General features: G+C 40.8%; 19 protein-coding genes and 1 tRNA gene. 5 read left to right on the forward strand and 15 right to left on the reverse strand.

Annotated features, from left to right (window positions below):
- Positions 1–106: 106 nt before the first annotated feature.
- The 7 genes from ACX17N_RS05390 to ACX17N_RS05420 are packed head-to-tail and all read right to left on the reverse strand — an operon-like array spanning position 107 to position 7408.
- Positions 107–766 (reverse strand): methionine ABC transporter permease, encoded by a 660-nt coding sequence (locus ACX17N_RS05390; RefSeq protein WP_458891531.1) that lies wholly within the window; start codon positions 764–766, stop codon positions 107–109.
- The gene (locus ACX17N_RS05395; protein WP_458891532.1) at positions 747–1817 is read right to left on the reverse strand and encodes a methionine ABC transporter ATP-binding protein; all 1071 of its coding nucleotides are present in this window, start codon (positions 1815–1817) and stop codon (positions 747–749) included. The genes ACX17N_RS05390 and ACX17N_RS05395 overlap by 20 nt, the downstream gene beginning before the upstream one ends.
- Before the next feature lie 11 nt (positions 1818–1828).
- Positions 1829–2671 (reverse strand): MetQ/NlpA family ABC transporter substrate-binding protein, encoded by an 843-nt coding sequence (locus ACX17N_RS05400; RefSeq protein WP_458891533.1) that lies wholly within the window; start codon positions 2669–2671, stop codon positions 1829–1831.
- Between the two features lie 9 nt (positions 2672–2680).
- On the reverse strand, positions 2681–3523 hold the full coding sequence (locus tag ACX17N_RS05405; RefSeq protein ID WP_458891534.1) for a MetQ/NlpA family ABC transporter substrate-binding protein: 843 nt from the start codon (positions 3521–3523) through the stop codon (positions 2681–2683).
- A gap of 33 nt (positions 3524–3556) precedes the next feature.
- Entirely contained in the window at positions 3557–4972 is a 1416-nt protein-coding gene (locus ACX17N_RS05410; protein ID WP_458891535.1) for an LLM class flavin-dependent oxidoreductase, read from the reverse strand.
- Entirely contained in the window at positions 4972–6195 is a 1224-nt protein-coding gene (locus ACX17N_RS05415) for an SfnB family sulfur acquisition oxidoreductase (RefSeq protein WP_458891536.1), read from the reverse strand. Before ACX17N_RS05415 ends, ACX17N_RS05410 begins: the two co-directional genes overlap by 1 nt.
- Positions 6196–6205: 10 nt before the next feature.
- Positions 6206–7408 (reverse strand): SfnB family sulfur acquisition oxidoreductase, encoded by a 1203-nt coding sequence (locus ACX17N_RS05420; protein WP_458891537.1) that lies wholly within the window; start codon positions 7406–7408, stop codon positions 6206–6208.
- Between the two features lie 372 nt (positions 7409–7780).
- On the opposite strand from ACX17N_RS05420, the gene ACX17N_RS05425 reads away from it, so the two are divergent.
- Both ACX17N_RS05425 and ACX17N_RS05430 read left to right on the forward strand, forming a co-directional pair.
- Positions 7781–8551, forward strand: a complete 771-nt coding sequence (locus ACX17N_RS05425; protein WP_458891538.1) for a glutathione S-transferase family protein — start codon at positions 7781–7783, stop codon at positions 8549–8551.
- 231 nt (positions 8552–8782) lie between these two features.
- Positions 8783–9253, forward strand: a complete 471-nt coding sequence (locus ACX17N_RS05430) for an Lrp/AsnC family transcriptional regulator (protein ID WP_458891539.1) — start codon at positions 8783–8785, stop codon at positions 9251–9253.
- A gap of 82 nt (positions 9254–9335) precedes the next feature.
- Here ACX17N_RS05430 and ACX17N_RS05435 read toward each other — a convergent pair whose 3' ends face one another.
- The 5 genes from ACX17N_RS05435 to ACX17N_RS05455 form a co-directional block, all read right to left on the reverse strand.
- Positions 9336–10085, reverse strand: coding sequence for a YebC/PmpR family DNA-binding transcriptional regulator (locus ACX17N_RS05435; RefSeq protein WP_458891540.1), 750 nt, complete (start codon positions 10083–10085; stop codon positions 9336–9338).
- Between the two features lie 116 nt (positions 10086–10201).
- Positions 10202–10762: a 1-acyl-sn-glycerol-3-phosphate acyltransferase gene (locus ACX17N_RS05440; protein WP_458891541.1), complete on the reverse strand. Its 561-nt coding sequence runs from the start codon at positions 10760–10762 to the stop codon at positions 10202–10204.
- A 720-nt stretch (positions 10763–11482) separates the two neighbouring features.
- A complete protein-coding gene (locus tag ACX17N_RS05445) occupies positions 11483–12901 on the reverse strand; it encodes an NAD(P)/FAD-dependent oxidoreductase (RefSeq protein WP_458891542.1) in 1419 nt (472 codons plus the stop codon).
- A 32-nt stretch (positions 12902–12933) separates the two neighbouring features.
- A complete protein-coding gene (locus tag ACX17N_RS05450) occupies positions 12934–14259 on the reverse strand; it encodes an APC family permease (RefSeq protein ID WP_458891543.1) in 1326 nt (441 codons plus the stop codon).
- 235 nt (positions 14260–14494) lie between these two features.
- Positions 14495–15991, reverse strand: coding sequence for an APC family permease (locus ACX17N_RS05455; protein WP_458891544.1), 1497 nt, complete (start codon positions 15989–15991; stop codon positions 14495–14497).
- A gap of 653 nt (positions 15992–16644) precedes the next feature.
- On the opposite strand from ACX17N_RS05455, the gene ACX17N_RS05460 reads away from it, so the two are divergent.
- Both ACX17N_RS05460 and ACX17N_RS05465 read left to right on the forward strand, forming a co-directional pair.
- Positions 16645–18081 carry a gamma-aminobutyraldehyde dehydrogenase gene (locus tag ACX17N_RS05460; RefSeq protein ID WP_458891619.1) on the forward strand — a complete coding sequence of 479 codons (1437 nt, stop codon included), beginning with the start codon at positions 16645–16647 and terminating at the stop codon, positions 18079–18081.
- Between the two features lie 65 nt (positions 18082–18146).
- Positions 18147–18623 (forward strand): ester cyclase, encoded by a 477-nt coding sequence (locus ACX17N_RS05465; RefSeq protein ID WP_458891545.1) that lies wholly within the window; start codon positions 18147–18149, stop codon positions 18621–18623.
- Between the two features lie 472 nt (positions 18624–19095).
- Here the strand turns inward: ACX17N_RS05465 and ACX17N_RS05470 are convergent.
- Together ACX17N_RS05470 and ACX17N_RS05475 are read right to left on the reverse strand one after the other, a co-directional pair.
- Positions 19096–19172: transfer RNA gene (locus ACX17N_RS05470), tRNA-Ile, on the reverse strand.
- Positions 19173–19634: 462 nt separating this feature from the next.
- Positions 19635–19928, reverse strand: coding sequence for a hypothetical protein (locus ACX17N_RS05475; protein WP_458891546.1), 294 nt, complete (start codon positions 19926–19928; stop codon positions 19635–19637).
- 277 nt (positions 19929–20205) lie between these two features.
- On the opposite strand from ACX17N_RS05475, the gene ACX17N_RS05480 reads away from it, so the two are divergent.
- A complete protein-coding gene (locus ACX17N_RS05480) occupies positions 20206–20403 on the forward strand; it encodes a hypothetical protein (protein WP_458891547.1) in 198 nt (65 codons plus the stop codon).
- Between the two features lie 272 nt (positions 20404–20675).
- On the opposite strand, the gene ACX17N_RS05485 is transcribed toward ACX17N_RS05480, so the two are convergent.
- Positions 20676–21161, reverse strand: coding sequence for a hypothetical protein (locus ACX17N_RS05485; protein ID WP_458891548.1), 486 nt, complete (start codon positions 21159–21161; stop codon positions 20676–20678).
- Positions 21162–21174 lie beyond the last annotated feature (13 nt).

Raw genomic sequence — 21174 nt, forward strand, 5'->3', positions numbered from 1 at the left:
CTCACAACGTATTATTTAAAAATTGGCGCTGATTTTACATGAAAGCCATGACAAAGTCAGGTCATGGCTCGCATCTTTCTTTGGGGCAGCTTCAAGTGCATGATTGTTAGACTTTTCGTTTGTCCAGTTGTTGCGCTAGTGCGTCGCCAGTGGCTTGTACCAACATAACTAAAACCACCAATACCACAATCACCGCCAACATGATTTGCATATCGAAACGTTGATAACCATAACGATAAGCAATATCGCCTAATCCACCGGCGCCAATCGCGCCTGCAATCGCAGAGGAATTAATCATGGTCACGATAGTGACGGTAAAACCTGCCACAATGCCCGGTAAGGCTTCAGGCAGTAATACATGCCAGATAATTTGTTTACGGTTACAGCCAATGGCTTGAGCGGCTTCAATTAAACCTTGATCAACCTCTCGCAGACTGACTTCTGCAATACGGGCAAAGAAAGGGGTTGCAGCCAAGCTCAGCGGGACGACCGCTGCCCACACGCCATAACTGGTGCCGACAATCAAACGTGTTAGAGGAATTAGTGCGACCATTAAAATGAGGAAAGGTACTGAGCGCGTGATATTGACCACCCAACCTAAGGCTTGATTAATGGGCTTAGAGGGATAAATACCATGTTCACTGGTATTGACCAAAACCACCGCCATCGGTAAGCCAATTAAAAATGCCAAAAGCGCGGATACACCAACCATAAGCAGGGTATCCATGGTACCCGTGAGTAATAATTCAATGAGTTGCTCGTGCATAGCCCAGTACCTCTATGTTTGCAAAATGTACTTGTAATTGTTGTTTGAGTTGTCGCAGATCCAGATTGGCTTGAGGCACTGCAACAACGAATTTGCCAATTAAATGTGCTTGAATGGAATCAATATGGCTTTGATAGAGATATACAGCGCGACCCACCTCAGAGAATATCGCGTTCAGATTAGGGGCTTGCTGAAGGGGTGAAGCATAGCTTAAGCGCAGGAACACATGGTCGGATTCTGCTGTCGGCTCGGTAAGAAGCTGAAAGGGTAATTCCAGTTGTTCTAAATTCAGCAGCTCTTGGGTAATGTGCTGTTGAGGGGCCGAAAAAACCGACCAGACTTGCCCTGATTCCACAATTTCACCATGTTCAATCACCACCACCTGATCACAGATTTCGCGAATCACTTGCATTTCATGGGTAATCAAGACAATGGTAATGCCCAGAGTTTGATTAATTTGTTTGAGCAGCGATAACACCACGGAGGTACTTTCTGGATCGAGTGCCGAAGTAGCTTCATCACATAACAAAATTTCAGGATGATGCACCAATGCACGGGCAATGCCAACCCGCTGTTTTTGCCCGCCAGAGAGTTGAGCAGGGTAGTGCTGTGCCTTATCGCTTAAACCAACGAGTTGTAGGACTTCGCTGACACGTTGTTTAATTTCAGCAGCACTGTAATTGGCAATTTTGAGCGGTAGTGCGACATTGTCCCACACGGTTTTGGCAGACATTAAGTTGAAATGCTGAAAGATCATACCGATACGCTGACGCAGTTGAATCAGTTCCGCATGATTGAGTTCTGCCAAGTTGTGCTGATGAATGTGAATGCTGCCGTCATTGACTGCTTCCAAGCCATTTAGGGTACGTAACAGGGATGATTTCCCTGCACCACTTTTACCAATAATGCCGAAAATCTTGCCTTTGGGAATATCTAAATTAATATTCTTGAGGGCATGAACCTGCTGATCTTGAACTGCATAATATTTATTGAGATTACGTATTTTGATATGTGGAATGGAAAAATCCACATGAGAACCAAAACTCACCATTGTCTTTCTCCTTATTTCCAACCTTGAAACCACATATTGCTGCCAAAATCTCGATCTAAAATTGCATGAACCTGTTTTGAGTTTTGAAAGGCTTTGACGAAGGTCGCCAGTTTCTGATTGTGATCGTTATAGTCGTTACGGGTCACAAATAAGATCGCGTATTTTTTATCTACAGGGTCTAGGAAAAGCGCACTATGTGGGTCAGTGACTTTCGCCATTTTTAAGTAATGCGGAAAACCAAAGATGAGATCGGCATCATTGTAAGCATGTGCAGTTTGTGGACCTTCAACTTCAATAAATTGCAGTTGTTTCGGATTTTTTACGATTTCCTGTAGCGTTGAAAGCTCATTATTCACATCTTTTAGCTGAATCAAGCCTGCACGGTGTAACAGAATCAGAGCACGTGCAGAATTCACAGGGTCATTTGGAATCACCACACGCGCTTTGTTTGGAAGTTCTTGCAAGGATTTATATTTTTTCGAATAGAGTCCAACATGACTACCTGTACCTGTTGCAAAAGTATGCAGGTCGTATTGAGTTTCACGTATGGCATTGCGTAAAAATACACTTTGCTGGAAAAAGTTCGCATCGATATCGCCGTTTTGTACCGCGACATTGGGTGCATGCCAATCCGAGAATTCGACCAGCTTGACCTGAATGCCTTGCTTTTGAACTTCATCGGCAACACTTTGTAAGAGTTCGGTATAAGGCGGACTAATGCCAATGGTTAAAACATCTTGTTGTGCCTGACTTTTGCTATAGCGGAAAACCGCGATAGCTGCAATAAGGATCACGACGGCCACTGCAATCAGCCATGTCTTGCGATTTTTGCTTGTAAAAACTGAATTTGTCATCGCTCAATCTCACTTCCAGCCTGGGAACCAGAGTTTGGAGCCAATTTCCTCGTTCAAAGTCTGTTTAACCTTGGCAGAAGTCTGATAAATTTTGATAAATTTTTCTAATTGTGCTGCTTTCTCTGGGTGTTGCTGTGGGTAGTCATCGCGCACCACAAATAAAATCGAATAACGAGTATTGGTATTGTCATCTAAAATCAGCGCATCATTCGGGTCGATGGTTTTGGCCAAACGTAAATAGTGCGGATAACTGAATACAAGGTCAGCATCGTCTACAGCACGCGCAGTTTGTGGACCTTCAACTTCAATAAATTGCAGCTGTTTAGGATTGGTCGCAATGTCTTGTAAGTTGGATAAGTGGTTGTCCGGATCTTTTAAGCCAATCAATTTGGCTTGCTGTAATAAAAGCAGCGCACGCCCTTGATTGACTGGATCATTGGGAATGACCACACGGGCTTGATCTGGTAATTCATTCAGTGAATGATATTTCTTAGAATATAAACCGACATGGGTGGTAACGCCTTTATCTAATGCTTTCAACTTGAATTGGGTTTCTTTAATGGCATTGTCCAAGAAGGGTTGATGCTGAAAATAGTTGGCATCAATATCGCCATGATTGAGGGTTATGTTGGGGGTATTCCAGTCAGAAAATTCCACCAGTTTGACATTGATGCCTTGTTGTTTCGCTTCTTCCACCGCGACTTTTAAAGGATTGGCGAAGGGTGGGCTAATACCAATCACCAATTCGGTATTGCTGGACTTTTTATGGTAACTCCACGCCACTAGCCCAATCACCAGTGCAGCAACAAGTACCCCTAAAAAGGTAAATTTATTTTTTGCAGTTAAAGCCATGTTATCTCTCGTATTTATAAAATTGAGCCGCGCTTATGCGGTCTGTTTTTCTGAATGTGTCTTAAGGTCTTGAGTTGTATTTGAACTTAAACATCGGAACTGTTGCACAGGGTGGTTGGCTGCCAGATGATCCCCTTGTTGGAACAATTTCCGTCTTAAGCTGCCTGTGCTATAGCTTGTTTTATAGCGTCCGCGTTGCTGTAATTCAGGAATGACATAGCGGATAAAGTCTTGATGTGATTCAGGGGCAACCGTGCGGGTCAGATTAAAACCATCAATACCCGTTTCATCCAGCCACTGAATCAATTGTTCTGCCACAGCAGCGCCGCTTCCAATAATGAGGGGATAACGGCCACCTAGGACATGCTGCGCTTTGAGGTCATTCCGGGTAATGCTTTGTTCTTTAAATTTTTGATTGACCGAGGCAATGCTATTGGTTTTTTGATAGGGAATGGCTTCATCATCAGCAAATTTGGATAAATCGATTCCGACAGAACTAGAGTAATGTGCTAAACCCGCTTCAGGACTGGCATAACGGATATATTCAGCCAATTTTTCCTGCGCTAGCGCATCAGTTTCTGCTGTAACCACAGTAATGCCGACCAAGATTTTAACGGCATCGGCTGGACGGCCCTGAGCCACGGTGAGCGCCCGAATTTTTTCTACTTGCTGTTTGATTTTTTCAGGACGATCACCACCGATAAACAGCGCTTCGGCATGTTGCGTGGCAAAGTTTAAACCACGTGGAGAAGCACCCGCTTGAAATAAAACCGGTGTGCGCTGTGGCGAGGGTGAAACTTGGAACACCCCCTGACTTTGATAAAACTGTCCTTGATGTTGAATGGCGTGTACTTTACTTGGTTCGGTAAAAATACGCTGTGCTTTATCTTTCAGTACCGCGTCATTTTCCCAAGAGCCTTCCCAGAATTTATAGCAAAGTTCAAGAAACTCTTCGGCTTGAGCATAACGCTGGTCGTGTTCTTTTAAACCTTGATGACCAATTAAACGTTCCGCGCTATCTAAATAACCCGTCACAATATTCCAGCCGATACGACCTTGTGTTAGATGGTCTAAGCTGGCAAAACGTCGGGCAAACTGATATGGGTTTTCATAGCTTAAATTGACTGTGACGCCAAATCCCAAATGTTGCGTGGCCGCCGCCATCGCAGAGACCAAAGTGCTCGGGTCATGGCTGGGGAGTTGAATGGATTCTTTTAGGGTTAACTCAATGCCGTTTTGATAGACATCATACACACCGGTGATGTCGGCAATAAACAAACCATCAAATAAGCCTTGCTCCAGTGTTTGTGCCAATTCAGTCCAATAACTGAGTTCATTAAAACGATGCGATTGATCACGTGGATGTGTCCATAAGCCATGATTAATATGTCCAACCGAGTTCATATCAAAGGCATTTAAAATAATCTTTTTTGGCGTGTGTTGTGTCATTACAAGGTCCCCCGACGTGGAGGGCGAATGCCGTTGAGGGTGTAATTGGCAATGAAGTAATACTTCCAGCGTGCCGCATCATGCAGGGTATGCACCCGAGCGTTACGCCAGAATCGGTCTAAACCATCTGCACACTGGCTTCCTCGACTGCCTGCAAGCTCAATCAGTTTTGAAGAAGCTTTCAGTGCTGTTTCAGTGCTATGCGCCCGAACTTTAGCAACATCTAAAGACGCTTGAGTAATGTTGTCTTCGGTGGGTTGTGGTTTGGCGGCATCAATAGAACGTGCAGCTTGTTTTAATAGCACTTCGCTGGCACGTACATCCGCCACGATGCGCCCCAGTTCCAATAGCGTTAATGGGTCTTGGTTTGCCGTAGAAACGCCTGAATCAATCCAAGGACGGGCCTGACGGACTCGCAGCAATGTTTCTTCAAAAGCTGCACGGGCGATGCCTGTTTCGATGGCAGCATGCATAATCTGGGCAAAGGGCCCGACCAGCGTGGGCTGTGAAAAGGCTTGATCAAAAGGAATCACATCTTCCGTAGCGACAAAGACCTGATTGAATTTGACTGTTCCGCTACCGGTGGTGCGCTGTCCAAATCCCGACCAGTCATCAATCAGTTCTAAACCGATACTGTCACGTGGAATAAATGCCAGAAACTCTCGATTCTGTTCATCCTTTACCAAGGTTGGAATGCGGTGCGCAAACAAACTGCCTGTGCAATAGAATTTTTCACCATTCACGATAAAACCATCAGTAGTGGGTGAAATCGCGGTCTGCTTTTGTGTGGCATTCTTGGTTTTAAATTCGGCAAGGGCATTACCAAAGCGCGCACCTTGCAATACTTCACGATAAAGCTTTTGCTTTTGTTGCTCAGTTCCCGTGTTGCGCAGAACTTCTAAGGCATAGAAATGGTTTTGCGGAATCTGACCGATGGAACCATCTATACCACTCATGAGTGCAATAATTCGCGCTACGGTATAACTAGAAACTTCAGCTCCGCCATATTGTTTAGGCACTGTAATGGCCCACAATCCCGACTGGCTATAGGCGTCTATTTCCTCAAATGGTAAAATCCGTTCAGCATCACGCACAATCGCTTTTTGTTTAAACTGCTCCGCTAAGGCCTGTGCAATTTCTAAGGCTTCAGCATCCGATTGAATAATATGTGCGGGAGCAAGTTGAGCCGCTTGAGCAGGGGAAATACTTTGATAGGACGTCATGTTATTCTCCTTAAATCCATGCATGGCGAGCTGGAAGTTTATGATTCAGGTAATAATCCCCCAGTGCATGGAGCTTCCAGCGCACAGGATCATGCAGGGTGTGTACACGGGCATTGCGCCAGTGCTGATCTAGGTTGAATTGGCTTAAGCTGGAACGACTGCCACCCAGTTCGAGCATTTTTTCGGCAATATTCAGCGCGGCATCGTTGGCATAAATTTTGGCTTCTGCGACTAAAATCGAAGCGCGTGCCGCTTGTTCATCGGTCACGGCATTAAGCTGGTCTAGTTCATCTAGATATTCGGCGGCTTCATCGAGCAGTAAAATCGCGGCTTCGAGTTGAATTTGTAGTTTGCCAATTTCTTGCAGGGTGTAATGTTCAAAGCTGGCTTTTTCCACTTGGGCATCCACAATTGGACGGGCTTTTTTAACAACGGACAAGGTATCTTCAAAAGCGGCTTCGGCAATACCAACATCAATCGCAACCTGTAAAAGCTGTGAATAAGCCCCGCGATACGTTGGCGCAGCAGTCAGTATTCGTTCATCAAAAATCAAGAATGGATCGACTTCAACCTGCTTAAGACGGACTGTTCCACTCGATGTGGTACGCTGTCCAAAACCATCCCAATCATTAATGACTTCAACGCCCTGAGCTTCACGCTCCACCAAAACCAGTACCACATGACCTTCTGGGTGAATGGCTTTAATTGCTAGCCAATCGGCAAAACTGCTCCCCGTGGAGTAAAATTTTTCACCTTGAACAAAATAGCGACCTTCACGAATACTTAAGCTGGTATGTAGTGTTTTTGAATCGTGTGTATGACGTTCAGGTCCACCGTTGGCAAGACGTTTACCAGCCAGTATTTCTTGAAAAATAAACTGCTTTTGCGCTTCGGTTCCCATCAGGTCAATCAGATTCAGCAAGCTAATTTGATTTTGCGGAATTTGTCCCACGCTAGAATCTGCTTTGTTCAGTATGCGAAATACCCGTGCCAGTGTTTTGTTCGAGACATAAGCACCGCCATAGGGTTTGGGTATTCTCAGTCCACCTAAGCCTTTCTGGCTAAAGTGTTCAATTTCGGCAAAGGGAAGGGAGCGGGTTTGATCACGATGATTGCGTCCTTCAAGGGCAAAGTCTGCAACTTGATAGGCCGCATTAATTGCATCCTGATCATTTTCAAGAATCTGAATATTATTGGAATTAAAATAAGCCATGATGACACCTATAAAGTATTGCCATCACCTTAATTCGGCTCGAGTCAAAAACTAAATCAAGGATTTCTATGTCGTTATGAAAAAGCCTATTAAAAATTTAAAATGCAAAAGATACTAAAAAAAATGATATATTAAATATTTGATTTTAAATGTAAAAACTAAATTTATGTCAGTGCTAAGACATAAGATCAAATGGAATATCGTATTTAGAGATATGCAAGACATAAAAATGTATAACTTTACAAGGTGAGTCACAGATTATTTTTGGATAAAAAGTACATTGTGTTTATGCTGATGACTGACTAAAGTATCAGACTGAAAGCGTAGGTTTTCTTAGGAAATCAACGTTCTAATCATTTTTATGGAGTGTTTATGCGAATTTTATACCAGTTCCCTTTGTCTCATTATTGTGAGAAAGCTCGCTGGTTGCTCGATCATAAACAACTCGACTTTGTAGCACAGAACCTTATTCCGGGTGTACATCGTGCTTTTGCACAACTTAAAACAGGGCAGAACAAGCTGCCTATTTTGCGTGATCAAGATTATTGGGTGGCGGACTCTACGCAAATTGCGTTGTATCTGGATCAGACTTACCCTGAACATGCGTTATTAAGAGCAGATCCGCATTTAAGGGAAATGGCTCTTGAAATTAATGCCTTGGCATCCGAACTAGGTCTACATGTACGCCGTTGGGGCTTGGCACAGAGCCTGTCAGAAAGTGATGAAACCTTGGATATCATGATTGGTGAAAAAGGGTACTTACGCCAATTTGAAAAATTTTCGAAACCGATTTTAAAAACACTCGTTTCGAAAAGTTATCAACTCGATGCTGAAAAAGTTCAATATTCTAAACATCAAATGGAACAACTCATCACCATTTTGAATCAGAAATTGTTGGAAAATGGCGGGCGTTATTTTGTGGGGGAGCGCTTGGGCTTGGCAGACATTTCAGTTTGTTCGATGCTTGCTCCCTTATTAGAAATTGCAGGCACGCCTTGGGAGCGTGAAGAAGATTATACTTCTGGTAGTTCAGAAGAGTTTTATAGCTTCAAGCAACAATTTTTAGACTTGCCGTTGGGGCAATATGTTCAGCGTGTTTATTTAACCGAACGGAATGCTCGGGTAGATTGGCGTGGTATGTGAGTTTGAAAAGATAATCGCAACTTGAGCTAAAAAGTGCAATAGACTTTATAAAATACGATTTTTATTCTATTAAAATTCTATAAATCTTTAAATTTTTAAAAATAAATCTCAGTTATAGCTTTATTTTTAAAACAATTAGCGAAATAATCAAACCTGAAGTCAGTCACGTATTCAGCAGAAAATTAATAACGAATATGTGTTTTATAACTGTTTAAAATTTTGGAGCTTGTGATGGAATTAGATCGTTTTGATAAACAGATTCTGGAAATATTAACCCATGAAGATGTGAATCTGAATGAACTGTCTGAGCGCATTAATTTATCAGTGAGTTCGGTACATCGTCGTATTAAACATTTGATCGATACCAATGTCATGACCCATATTCGTCGTGATATTAACTATCAAAAACTTGGGTTTAGTTTGCATGTGTTGCTGCAAGTGTCGTTGAGTAAACATGATAGCGATACTTTTTCTAAATTTTTAGAAGAATTAGAAAATATTCCTGAAGTGATTAATGCTTTTTTGGTCACCGGACAATCTGCCGATTTTATCGTTGAAGTGATTGCACGTGATATGGAAAATTACAGTCAGATTTTGCTGAATCGGATTGGTAAAATAGAGCATGTAGTCGCGCTTCATTCTAGTTTTGTGATTAAAGAATATGATGTGTTTAACTGCCGAGGTTTGTTAAATAAAGTTTAAATTTAACTTGGTACACAGTTTCAACCATAATGATTTTGGCAATAAAAAACGCGCAAAATGCGCGTTTTTTATTGAGATGGGTTTAAGCATCCAGTTGTGCTAAAACTTCATCTGTGAATTCAACATTGGTATAAACGTTTTGAACGTCATCCAAATCTTCAAACATATCAATCATTTTAATGATTTTTTTCGCTTGATCAATGTCAGAAATTAATGCTTTGGTTGAAGGGTTCATCACTACTTCAGCATTGTCAGATTTTAAACCTGCTGCTGTTAGCGCATCTTGAACGTCACCAAATGATTCTGGTGTGGTAATGACCAGAATTTCATCTTCAGTCACTTCAATATCTTCCGCACCTGCTTCTAAAGCCACGTCCATAATTTTATCTTCTAAAGAAACATCTTCAAAAGTAATTTCGCCACGCTTAGTAAACAAGAATGCTACTGAACCATTGGTACCTAGGTTGCCATCAGTTTTAGAAAAACAGTGACGAACATCTGGTACAGTACGGTTTAAGTTGTCAGTCATGGTTTCAACAATAACCGCAACGCCGCCCACGCCATAACCTTCGTAAGTGACCTCTTTTAAATCAGCATTTTCTTCACCACCCACACCGCGTTGGATGGCACGGTTGATCGTATCACGCGTCATATTTGCGACTAATGCTTTCTCAACGACAGCACGTAAACGTGGATTAGATGCAACATCACCACCGCCTAAACGGGCAGCTGTAACGATTTCACGAATGAATTTTGTGAATACTTTAGCGCGGCTCGCATCTTGTTTTGCTTTACGATGCTTAGTATTAGCCCACTTGGAATGACCCGCCATGCGAAATATGCTCCTTGTAGATTGGCTTTATGCCAAATCAAATTGAGCAGATTCTACCATAAGCCCTTTTTTATGAGGAAGGGCTTAGGTTTGAGTTTTTAAACAATTGAATGGACTTATTGCGGTTCAGGAATGATGATGTCTAAACCGACATTTTCCTTATACAGCTTTTTCATTAACGCAAGATCATGATACAGCTCGGTTGGATAAATTTTGCCGAAAATCCCCCCTTGCTTAGTCTCAGAATTGGCGTACATCAGCACAATTGGCACATTCGCAGCTTTGGCAATATGCCAAAAACCGGTACGAATTGGTTTACGTGTTTCCCCATTTTTTGCGCGTGTTGCTTCGGGTGCAATGACTAAATTAAATTTTTCATGTGAAGCAAACAAGTCAACCATTTGTCCAACAATGTCTTGATTGGATTTTCGATCTACAGCAATCCCACCCAGCGCTTCCAGCAAGGGCTTCATCGGACCTTTAAACAATTCCTTTTTGATGAGCGTATGGATTTTTATATCGTAGATTTGAAATAACGCAATCGATAAAACAGCATCCATCATGGAGGTGTGTTCAAAACCCACAATGACCTGCTTGTTTTCTAGCGTATTTGGTTCTACGTGATATTGCCAACCCGCAAGTTTGAATGCGGACTCACCAAGCATTTTTTTTAACATAGCAAATCTTAATGTTATGCGATTAATCAAGCCTGCTAATTTCTGCCGAATTGTGACCAAGGTCAATGGCTAGAATGAATTTTATGAGAACCATAAAGTACAAATGTATATTTTTTAATTTTTGATTTTGAGATTGAGTTCAACGAATCGAGAGCAATCACAGGATATATTGATTTTTACTATCAACTGATTGGAAAAAAGTCTTAATTTATTTGAAATATCACTATTCATGTGGGCTAAACCGTATTAGACTTTTGTCGTAGATGATACGGAATTTCATCGAATATCGGTTTTTGTGCCAGCAAGTTTAGGGTTGAACAGCATGATTTTGACAGCTTTTCTTTTGGTATTGTTTTTATTTCTACTCGTGATTATCTGGTCTTGTATTGAGTTCTATCTTGAGTCTCGGAAAAAGAAATCCTTGAAACAATAAATAGATCTGTATATTTTTCCAATTTCTCCTCTTGTTATTTCGCTTTATTTAGTCAATCAAAATCAAAAACTCATGAAATGATTTCGTATTTTTCTCTGAAATCGTATCCGTGTTGACTCAAGCGAATTTCTACAGATTCCTCAAACACTTCAGTTAGGGCACAAGCAGGATTTACAGCATTTTTGATGCTCCTATAGCATCGAGCAAATAGATGTTGTTATAAATTTTAAGCTGCTTTGAAAATTAACAGGCCGCAATTATGCAGCCTGTTTTAATATTCAGAAAAATTAGAAAGAAACCATTTTTCCGGGGTTAATCATCGCACCAATGCCATACATGCTTTTGGCAATCGGAATGACGATTGGGGCAAGAGTGCGTCCCATCGGGATATTAATGTGCTGAATACGGGTCAACATATTGAAGTCATCTTTTTGACCACAAAAATCATCGGCAATGGCCTTTCCGATACGCACGGTTTGCGCCACACCATGACCACTCCAGCCTTGTACTGCATAAATTGGATATTTCTCGCCAAATTTACGGCTATCAGTAGCGCCATTGACTGTAAGATCGGTTGTTCCACTCCATACAAAGTCAATTTTGACCTGTTTCAGTTGCGGGAAGACGTGTTTAATCCGCCCTAATAAATAGTCATGAGTTTGCTGTGCATCCCAGCATGAACCCGTTCCCTCACCACCAAATAATAAGCGATTCTGAGATACGCCACGGTAATAATCTATTTGGAACTGTGTGTCATACACCGGCATATCAGTGGGGAGCAACGCTTTTAAATCAAGTTCTAAAGGAGCTGTCGTACACACATAGGTATAAAACGGAATGGTGGTTTGTGTACGATCTTCCAGCAGTTTGAATGACGCATGATGTACCGCCATCACCACACTTTTTCGGGCTTTAATTATGCCGTTGGCTGTAGTGACATAAATGCCATCGGCATATTCTTGAATAGATTTGACTTCTGTTTGTTCATAAATTTTGCCGCCATTTAGGCAAAAACCATATGCCAAACCGCGGGTCAACGCCAAGGGATGAATATGTCCACCTAAATGATCCAACAAACCTCCAAAATAATTGTCAGAATCAATATGCGTACGCAATTCATCTTGGCTCAGCATGACGGTGTTATTTTCTTTTAAATACTGCCGTGCCTGCATCCCTTCACGTAAAGCCTCTAAATGTCCCGGATGAACCGCAGCGGTAATATGGCCTCGCTTGCGCTGTAAATCCAGTTCATATTTTTCAATAATGCCATCAATCACGGACATGGCTTCGGTTGAAGTGAAATGCCATAATTTTTTTGCATCTGCAAAGCTGAACTGCTGTGCCATGGTTTCAGCTTCCCAGCGCGCTAAGCCCGGAGTCAGCTGTCCGCCATTGCGTCCCGAAGCTGCACTGCCTATACGGTTTTTTTCAACCAGTACCGTATCAACCCCTTGTTCAGCGAGATGCAGTGCGGTTGAGGTGCCTAAAAGTCCTCCGCCAATTACGAGTACATCACATTCTAGATCTGCATTTAGGGCATCAAAGGTATGCCAATTTTCTAATGAACTTTCATAATAATTTGCGGGATGTTCGAACTGACCACGTGACGCTGCAATCCAGTTCCATTCTTTGCCAGTTTGTTGATATTGACTGGCTTTAAATTCAACATCATTGAGTAATATGGGTTTAGTCACATTGGTTGACATTTCAATACTCTCTTTAAATAGGTTTAAAAAAATTACGCATTACTAAGTGCGATATTTTGTTTGCGGATTTTTTTATAGATAAACATGACCGCACCAACAGCCAGCCAAGCACCACCGAAATGTAATGCGCTGGATTCTAAATTGACCCACATGGCAACAATGGATAGGACCGATAAAAACGGTAAACACAGATTCAATGCGAAATATTTGATGCCTGAGCGTTGCTTGTCTTGTACATAAAACTTCATAAACACGGAGAAATTCACCGCAGTAAAGGCAATCAAGGCACCGAAACTAATCAGGTTCACCACGGTGGATAAATCTAAAAACATGGCAGTCATTGAGATCAAACCAATGGTCAGTACGGAATATAAAGGCGTGCCTAATTTATGATTGAATGCACCAAAAATGCCTTTGTGAAAAATGCCATCACGACCCATGATATGAATCAGGCGGGCAGCACTGGCATGTGAAGCCAGGCCAGATGCAGCGGTATTCATGATTTGCCCTACAAGGAATACGGCTTGGAATAATGCACCACCAACATATAAGGCAATTTCAGGTAATGCTGCTTCAGGGTCTTTAAATCTTGAGTTGTCTGGGAAATACAACTGAATAAACCATGATGCAGAAATGAAGATTACGCCACCAATCAATGTGGTTAGCATTACTGCACGCGGGATGGTTTTTCTTGGATTTTGTGTTTCGTGAGATAAGGTGGTGACTGCGTCAAAACCTAAAAATGAAAAACAGAGAATTGATGCACCTGTAATTAAAGGAATAATACTGGTATCGCCATTAAATAATGGGGCAAGGGTCAAGACATGTTCAGAGCCATTGCTGCTGACGCCATGAATGACCAGATAGATAAAGATCACCAGCATGATTAAAGGCACAAACACGAACAGCAGGGAAAGGTTGGCAAGAATATGAATTCTAAAACAATTGACCAATGTCACTAACCCCGCAGCAATGAACACCCATACTGCATAAGGTACTGCTGGCATCAGTGCATTGAGGTAAATACCCGCCAGTAAGGCATTGATTAATGGCAGTAGAATATAATCGAGTAATGAACACCACCCCACAAAGAAACCTGCTGCCGTGCCACAGCTTTCCGCGGTATAGGTATACGCTGAACCAGGGCGATCTGTTTGCTGGCTGAGGCGGGCATAACTAAATGCCGTAAGTAACATGGCAACCAGTGCAAAGATATAGGCGAGGGGAACGCGACCACTGGTGACATCCGATACAATGCCGAAGGTATCGAAAACTGTCATGGGGGTCATATAGGCAATGCCGACAATAATGACTTGCCATAAGCTAAGTTTACGAATGTTAAGGTTGTGATTGTCCATTTCTTATAACCTGCAATTTTTGAATCTTTTCAGATTCTTCATCCATGACATAAATGGCTTAGAACCACGCATAAGTATCATTTGAGTTGCATGATAGATATGCGGTGATTGAGCCACTTCACGCTTGATTTTCATCATTGGTCTGAGCGCTAGAATGTACTTACAGGTTTTTCAGCCAGAAGTACATTCTGTGGTTGGATTAATGCGCGATTGTTTAACCCATGCTCAGCGTTGATTAGACGGATTTACGTTTTTGACGAAGTTCAGCCGCATAAGCCAGTGCATCATTTTCAGGTGCTTGTGATTTGCCATACGGTTTTGCAATGAACATATAAAGCAGACCGCTACCAATCACCACGGCTAAACCGATTAATACAATCCAGCGATCGAAGAACGATGCAACATCGGCAGGTTGTGCCAGTAAGTAAATTGCGCCTAAACCGTAAATCAAGGCAATTGCATTGATGGGTAAGCCCCATGCGCCCACACTCCATTCACCCGCAGGCTTCCAGCCTTTTAAGCGATTTTTGAGTGCAGCAAACACCACCATTTGGAAAGACACATAAATACCAATGACTGCAAAGGCAGTGATACGCGCTAAATTGTCTGGAGAAAAATAAACAACAACACAGAAAATTAAAGGCAATAAGCAGCTCAAAATCATGGCGTTATCAGGCACGTTTTGTTTCGATAATTTCGCAATCCATTGATTACCAGGCAGCATTTTGTCACGTGCAAAAGAGAACAGCAGACGGCTCAATGCCGCTTGTAAAGATAAGATACACGACAGCATGGCAATAATCGCAATCACAATGAAAAGATTCGCACCATGAGTTCCCAATGCATCACGCAAAATAAATGGAATAGGATCAGTGACTTGACCATTTACAATTGCTTGTAGGTTTGGTGATGCAAGTAAATAACCTAATACAGACACCATTGCAGAAATACAACCAAACACGATACTCAAGATCATAGCAACAGGGATTTGGTGACTCGGATTTTTGACTTCTTCAGCGACGTTACCGCAAGCTTCAAAACCGAAGAACATGAATAAGCCAAGTAGGGATGCTGAGAAGAATGCCGTGGTATATGAACCATTTTGAGCTAATACGCCCATGGTATCAAACACAATTGAGAACGGTTGTGCACGGTGGAAAATCAATAAGTAGATCCCCAACGCGATAACGCTCACAATTTCACACCAGAAACCAATTCGAGCAACACGTGCAAGGTTCTTGGTACCCGACATATTGACAACCATACATAAGATTAACAAGACGATGCTGGTCAATAAGCTGTTCATTGCGGTTGCTTCGTATTGGAACAGTGAGGCAACAAATCCAGCACTATATTCAGCAATTGAAGTCACGGTGACGACCAATGCCCACAAATAAATCCAAGCGGCCATCCATGCATATTTTCTGCCCCAAAGACGTCTCGCCCAAGGATATAGCCCCCCTGTAATTGGATATTGTGAAGCAGTTTCACCAAAGACGATTGCAACCAATAATTGTCCGAATGCCGCAATCATGATCCACCAAATGGATGGTGGGCCTGCAAGTGTGATCGCGAGAGCAAATAATGAATAAACAGCAGTGAGGGGTGATAAATAGGTAAAACCAAGTGAAAAATTTGAGATTAATCCAATAGATCGTTCGAATTGTGAAGATTGGACAGACACTGAATTGGTCTCTTGTCCTAAATTTTCACCTATAGGAAGGTCTTTCATGCAATTTCCTTATTCAGCAATTAAGTTCCAGACAGAACGCTTAACACAACCCTAATCCTGCTCAGGGAATATGAGTTACTCAGATGTAAAAGCTTTTAATTTTGGTAAATTTAATAAACTGAAAATATTGAGTTAATTAAATTTACTTTAATTTATTAAAAATATTTTTTGTTCGCACATTGGGTAAAAAACGAAGACTTCTACAAAAAAATTCCCAACAGCGATGTTGTTACACAGGCAAATTTGTCTTTTTTCTGAAATACAAACGAGAGCCAATTTGGCAATTTAACAAGGAGCCAATTAGGGAAAAAATATCTATTTTTGTAAATATTTTAAAAAATAACTGTACATATTTGTATAGATGTAATGTTTGAGGTTTATTTTTATTAAATTTATGTTTTTCAGTATTTTAGTTATGTTTTTATCGTCAAAATAGCGAGAGTAATATTTAAAATATGTACATATAATAAAGGAAATATATGTTGTATTTCAAGTTAAATGTGAAAATATTTTTCCTTGACAAGAAAAAATAGAAATACTACATAAGCAATTGTGGTGAAAAAAAAGCTATTTAGTTAATTGCGAGATAAGGAAATTGCATGACAGACCTTCATATTGGTGAAAATTTAGGGCAGGCGATTGAATCTGTTCAAATGCAGGTTAAACAATTAAAACATTTTATTAATGGTGAATATGTTCAAACATCAGGGATCGAGTTCTTTGACTTAATTAGCCCGGTCAATGGTCAAATTTATGCGCAATCACCGAATGCAACACAGCAGGATGTGGATCATGCCTATGACTGTGCCAAGGCTGCATTTAAACTGTGGAGACGCTCAACACCATCTGCACGTCAAAAAGCATTATTGGATTTTGCTAATGCATTAGAACAACATGCGGATGAGTTGGTCGAAATTCAGAGTCTAGAAACTGGTCAGTTGAAACACATGATTGCAGCTGAAGAAATTAAAACTTCAGTCGATCATATTCGCTTTTTTGCAGGTGCAGCGCGTTGTTTAGAGGGGAAAGCGACGGGTGAATATCTAGATGCTTTTACATCCAGTATTCGACGTGAGCCAATTGGCGTGGTTGGACAAGTTGCACCATGGAACTATCCATTGATGATGGCGGTTTGGAAAATTGCACCGGCTTTAGCCGCAGGCAATACCGTGGTTTTAAAGCCAAGTGACACAACACCGAATAGTACCTTGCGCTTAGCTGAAATTGCGGCTCCATTTTTCCCTAAAGGCGCGATTAATGTCATTTTAGGTTTGGCTGATGCAGGTTCAAAAGTGGTTTCGCATACAGTGCCAGCAATGGTCTCAATTACCGGATCGGTGCGTGCAGGTCTGCAAGTTGCGGCATCTGCTGCGAGCAATTTAGCAAAAGCACATTTGGAACTTGGCGGTAAAGCTCCAGTTGTGGTTTTTGATGATGCAGATCTGGAAAAAGCCACGGATGCAATTACGCTAGCGGGTTTCTTTAATGCAGGGCAAGACTGTACGGCTGCAGCACGTGTTTTGGTGCAAGAAAGCATTTTTGATGAATTTGTGGAAAAAATGGTGGAAAAAACCAAAAACATCCACTGTGGTTTACCTGATGATGAAACTGCCTTGTACGGTGCTTTAAACAATCAAAGACAACTGGTTCACATTCAAGGCTTCTTAGATCGTTTACCTGCACATGCCAAAATCGTAACGGGCGGAAAAGCTGTGACAGAATATGATGGTTATTATTTTGAGCCGACCATTATTTGTGGTTTGGAACAACAGGATGAAGCCATTCAAAATGAAATTTTTGGACCAATTATTACCATTCAAACCTTCACAGATGAAGAAGATGCTTTAGAAAAAGCCAATGATGTCGAGTTTGGTTTGGCTTCTAGTGTTTGGACAAAGCAGCATGGTCGTAGTGTTCGTTTTAGCCGTGATTTAGATTTTGGCACGGTATGGATTAATGCCCACATTCCTTTGACTGCTGAAATGCCACATGGCGGCTTTAAAAAGTCAGGTTATGGCAAAGATTTATCTAGCTACGGATTTGAAGAATACACCCGTGTTAAACACGTGATGAGTGCTTACGAAGATTAATTTTTTAGCATGATGTCTCTAGGATCATCATGCAGTTTATATATTGTTTCTAAAAGGGAAGACACATGAAAAATATTTTACAAACACTGATTTTAGTTCCTGTATTGGCAGGTGTTTCCGTTGCACACGCTGCTGTGCCACCAAAGCAGGTTGTAGAATCCTACATGAAAGCATGGAATGAGCATAACGCGAATAAAGCAGCGACTTATTTAGCAAATGATGCGGTGTACTATGATGTGACTGTAGGTGAAGAGCAAAAAGGGCGTGTTGCTGCGCGGGATAATGTCATTAATGTATTTGTGACAGCTGTGCCTAACTTGAAGTGGGAAATGACCAGTAAACCAATTGAGAGTAAAGATGGCATTTCATTTCAGTGGAAATTCACGGGTAACAATACTGGCGCGTGGGGCAAAGATACACCTGCAACCAACAAGCCGATCAGTTTTGAAGGTGTCAGCTTTATTCGTGTGAAAGACGATAAAATTGTTTATCAAGGCGACTACTATGATGCTGCCAATTTGAATAAGCAGTTAGGTTGGTAAGCGCTTAAATTGTCACCAAACTCTGTTGAGTGTAATGTTTGTTTTAATACATGCTCAAAGCAGGGTTTGGTGTGATGATATTGATAATACATGGGGGTATTCGCGACCAATCTTGATGTTTAACACTACCTTATTGGCTTAAAATGTAACTACCCTATAAATCGCTATTTTGCAAAAATATAAATAGCAGTAAATCGTCATAGCAGTCTGCGCGATTAAGCGGTGCTACTCGATTTTATCATCATAAAAAATGCCCAATAATTCTATGATGCGGTATTGAAGCCCAGTTCCAATAGCAAAAACAAACACTTCATTCTCATGAGCTTAATTCAAAACTCAAGTTTTTTATTTTTCTATATGCTTTTGTTCAAATGACTCACCAATATCAATCAACCCGCTTTTTAAGAATCCGATGAGCTAAAACCATAGGCATTAAAAAACCCCATAACTCAAAAAGTTACGAGGTTGAATTTGGTGGGCCCACCCAGACTCGAACTGGGGACCAACGGATTATGAGTCCGCTGCTCTAACCGACTGAGCTATAGGCCCTATAACAAGTTAATAATATTAAATCAATAACTTGCAGCGTCAGCAATACTAGCGATATTTAAATCATTAAGCAAGTCATTTTGGCGTTGTCATTAAGTTGACATCAAAACACTTGTGATCGCGCTAAATATTTATAACGCTAGAGATTTTAGCGATGTCATTAAAAAGAGTAAAGCTTACAAAGACATTTATTGACCAACTCGCATAAAAATTTGCGTGAGCAGCTAAGCGTGAGGGGCTAGAACATGAAATTATCCAGCCATAAACAAAAAAAGAAGGATTTATTGATATTTCAAGCATCAAAATGACGTACAGCTGGCTGTGATTTTTAGCTAGCTTCAGCAAAGCTAGGTGAGTTTTTATAATAGATTTTTTGTACCGAGCTGTGCAAAGAAAAATAACGGCCTATTCAAGGCGGGGAAATATGGAGATTCAATAAAACTGTTGGATTGTAAGCAGCTGTTAAACTATCCAGCTATCTTTGAGTCCATTATCAATGTACTCCCAAGATGGGTGAGCACCATGATCATGAAATTTTAAGATAAAAGTTTTTTCTGTAATGTCTTCAGTCACACAATTTTGATATGAAACAATAACTTTGGCAAAAATTTCATGGGCATGATTTTGATAAAAACTTATATTGGGCGCCACATTTTCTAAGAAATAACAATTTTCAGGCAAAAAGACCATTTGTTTTGCAGTATCAATCGCTAAAAGTTGATCTTGGTCGGAAAAGAATACATCGAAATTCATCATTTTGAACCTCTCTTCGTATTTTTAATTCTATTTTAGATTTTTATACTAACAATGCAAACCAAATCACATAAATAAAATAATGTGATACATTTGTGTTTTTATGGTGCATCCAGCAATACATTACATTTACATTGAAGTTTCATGATTAAACGTTGGCGAGTTACAATTTATTTTTCTTTTTAAAACAGTGATGTGGTTATCATTAAATTACTTACATATTGATGTATATCACATATATGGTTAAGATATAAGCTAATTTAGTCAGTTTGAGGTTGTTATGATCTTTTTTGATGGAGAGCAAGTTTTTCCTGATCGCGCAAATAACTTTAAAACTTTCTTAAAAAAATATCTTATTGAACAAGATGGCGAATACTTATTAGAAGAAAAATCTTTTGTTTATGATGCAGAAGGCGATGAATTTCTAGAATCAGAAATTCAAGCTTTTTATTCACTTTGGTCTGCTATTTTAGACTAGTGAAAAACCGCCCTCACAGGCGGTTTTTTATTGAGCTGAGAATCACATTTGATTTGAGTCAGAATCTGCTTCATCCAACATGATTAGATGATCTCCATTTCTGCTTCTATGTTCATGGCAAGAATTGATGGATTACTTTTTTGGTTATTGAAAATACAATGTTGCTTAAGTGGATGAGCATCTTGAAGGGCTTTAGCTTAAACAGCCCAAAGTGAATTCACTGCTGGACTAAAACTGAGTTGTACTCAGCCAAAGTGTGCGTAGTATCTCCTTTACAATGCGCCAAACTGCTGCCAAGTTTCCCCGTTATGGAGTGAGTTATAATAATTTTGTAGTTCAACCAAGTCGTAGTATTGGCTATACGCCACTAATAGCAAACTGATGATGAGAGCAACTTTGAGTAAAAGTAAGCGGGTTGGGTGTTTATAGAGATTATCCAGTCCAAATAGCGTCAGTATCAATGAAGGAATTAAAACGATTGCTTTTAAATGGCTTAAGAAATCTAAGCCATGGGTATAAAGTAGCCCAATGATCAAAAGCACTAAACCTAAACTGGCATAAATACGGCTGTCGAGTGAAGTACGTAAGGCAAAGATCGATTGCAAGATTAGAATCATGCTGGCAAAGAAATAGAAGGTTGTGCCCCCAATAATGACGGTATAGGTCGCATTTAGCACGCAGTATGCCAATATAAGAAAAATAATCAGCATATAAAAGAGCGTATAAACTTTAGGGCTTAATTCGGTTGGTTTTGCCATAAAAATCAATCCT

This window comes from Acinetobacter sp. GXMZU3951 (assembly GCF_054457875.1).

Coding starts and splice junctions, on each gene's coding strand:
- ACX17N_RS05390 (WP_458891531.1), bottom strand. CDS start 766: ATGCACGAGCAACTCATTGAATTATTACTCACGGGTACCATGGATACC.
- ACX17N_RS05395 (WP_458891532.1), bottom strand. CDS start 1,817: ATGGTGAGTTTTGGTTCTCATGTGGATTTTTCCATTCCACATATCAAA.
- ACX17N_RS05400 (WP_458891533.1), bottom strand. CDS start 2,671: ATGACAAATTCAGTTTTTACAAGCAAAAATCGCAAGACATGGCTGATT.
- ACX17N_RS05405 (WP_458891534.1), bottom strand. CDS start 3,523: ATGGCTTTAACTGCAAAAAATAAATTTACCTTTTTAGGGGTACTTGTT.
- ACX17N_RS05410 (WP_458891535.1), bottom strand. CDS start 4,972: ATGACACAACACACGCCAAAAAAGATTATTTTAAATGCCTTTGATATG.
- ACX17N_RS05415 (WP_458891536.1), bottom strand. CDS start 6,195: ATGACGTCCTATCAAAGTATTTCCCCTGCTCAAGCGGCTCAACTTGCT.
- ACX17N_RS05420 (WP_458891537.1), bottom strand. CDS start 7,408: ATGGCTTATTTTAATTCCAATAATATTCAGATTCTTGAAAATGATCAG.
- ACX17N_RS05425 (WP_458891538.1), top strand. CDS start 7,781: ATGCGAATTTTATACCAGTTCCCTTTGTCTCATTATTGTGAGAAAGCT.
- ACX17N_RS05430 (WP_458891539.1), top strand. CDS start 8,783: ATGGAATTAGATCGTTTTGATAAACAGATTCTGGAAATATTAACCCAT.
- ACX17N_RS05435 (WP_458891540.1), bottom strand. CDS start 10,085: ATGGCGGGTCATTCCAAGTGGGCTAATACTAAGCATCGTAAAGCAAAA.
- ACX17N_RS05440 (WP_458891541.1), bottom strand. CDS start 10,762: ATGTTAAAAAAAATGCTTGGTGAGTCCGCATTCAAACTTGCGGGTTGG.
- ACX17N_RS05445 (WP_458891542.1), bottom strand. CDS start 12,901: ATGTCAACCAATGTGACTAAACCCATATTACTCAATGATGTTGAATTT.
- ACX17N_RS05450 (WP_458891543.1), bottom strand. CDS start 14,259: ATGGACAATCACAACCTTAACATTCGTAAACTTAGCTTATGGCAAGTC.
- ACX17N_RS05455 (WP_458891544.1), bottom strand. CDS start 15,991: ATGAAAGACCTTCCTATAGGTGAAAATTTAGGACAAGAGACCAATTCA.
- ACX17N_RS05460 (WP_458891619.1), top strand. CDS start 16,645: ATGCAGGTTAAACAATTAAAACATTTTATTAATGGTGAATATGTTCAA.
- ACX17N_RS05465 (WP_458891545.1), top strand. CDS start 18,147: ATGAAAAATATTTTACAAACACTGATTTTAGTTCCTGTATTGGCAGGT.
- ACX17N_RS05475 (WP_458891546.1), bottom strand. CDS start 19,928: ATGATGAATTTCGATGTATTCTTTTCCGACCAAGATCAACTTTTAGCG.
- ACX17N_RS05480 (WP_458891547.1), top strand. CDS start 20,206: ATGATCTTTTTTGATGGAGAGCAAGTTTTTCCTGATCGCGCAAATAAC.
- ACX17N_RS05485 (WP_458891548.1), bottom strand. CDS start 21,161: ATGGCAAAACCAACCGAATTAAGCCCTAAAGTTTATACGCTCTTTTAT.